Here is a 766-nt window from a genome sequence, read left to right as displayed (position 1 = left end):
TTTTTACTTTATGTAAATACAGTCCCAGTAGGGATACGAAGCAACTTTATCGACGATTTTAGCCCTTAAAGGGTTTGCAATTATATACCTAGCGTTATTAAGTAAATCATCCTCATTTCTAATCATATGGTCGTAGTAGTTACGTTGCCATAGTTTTTGTACCCCTAAACGATCGCGTATAGTTTTGGAGCAGCGACCTTTAAAAGATTTAATTACATCCGATAGGGATTTTTCATTTCCCAATTGAATTAACCAATGAACATGATTTGGCATAATTACAAACGCTATTGTTTTAGCTGCTTTTTGATCTTCTATATTTTTCATTTCTTTAATAATTAAACGATTAATATCTATAGAGATAAACTTATCTTCTCTTTTATGTGCTACCAATGTAATAGAGTAAAATCGATTTATTAACGATACTCTGCCTTTTCTTAATAAATCGGAACGATGCATTTTTATTGATCCTTTTTATTTAAAGGTAGCAGAAATATAGAAATTTTTAAGATGAGTGAGCGCGAAGTAAATTCGCACCTACGGTTTGGTGTATGTTGTAGGTGAGGTTTTATACCTCGCTTTTTAAACACCAAGCCACGTTACAAAGCGCGAAGTAAATTCGCACCTACGGTTTGGCATATGTTGTAGGTGAGGTTTTACACCTCGCTTTTTAAACATTAAAGCCACGTTACATGAGCGCGAAGTAAATTCGCACCTACGGTTTGGCATATGTTGTAGGTGAGGTTTTACACCTCGCTTTTTAAATATT

General features: G+C 34.2%; 2 protein-coding genes. Both read right to left on the bottom strand.

Going from position 1 to position 766, the window contains the following annotated elements:
• Nucleotides 1-3: 3 nt before the first annotated feature.
• The gene (locus tag P20495_RS04535; protein WP_008138164.1) at nt 4-456 is read right to left on the bottom strand and encodes a transposase; all 453 of its coding nucleotides are present in this window, start codon (nt 454-456) and stop codon (nt 4-6) included.
• A gap of 123 nt (nt 457-579) precedes the next feature.
• The coding region (locus tag P20495_RS22315) for a hypothetical protein (protein WP_033016223.1) at nt 580-766 on the bottom strand (187 nt) is incomplete at its 5' end.

This window comes from Pseudoalteromonas sp. BSi20495, assembly GCF_000241185.1.
Taxonomy (GTDB): domain Bacteria; phylum Pseudomonadota; class Gammaproteobacteria; order Enterobacterales; family Alteromonadaceae; genus Pseudoalteromonas; species Pseudoalteromonas fuliginea.
The sequence above is the reverse complement of the archived record's forward strand: the minus strand, read 5'-3'. Positions and strand labels throughout refer to the sequence as shown.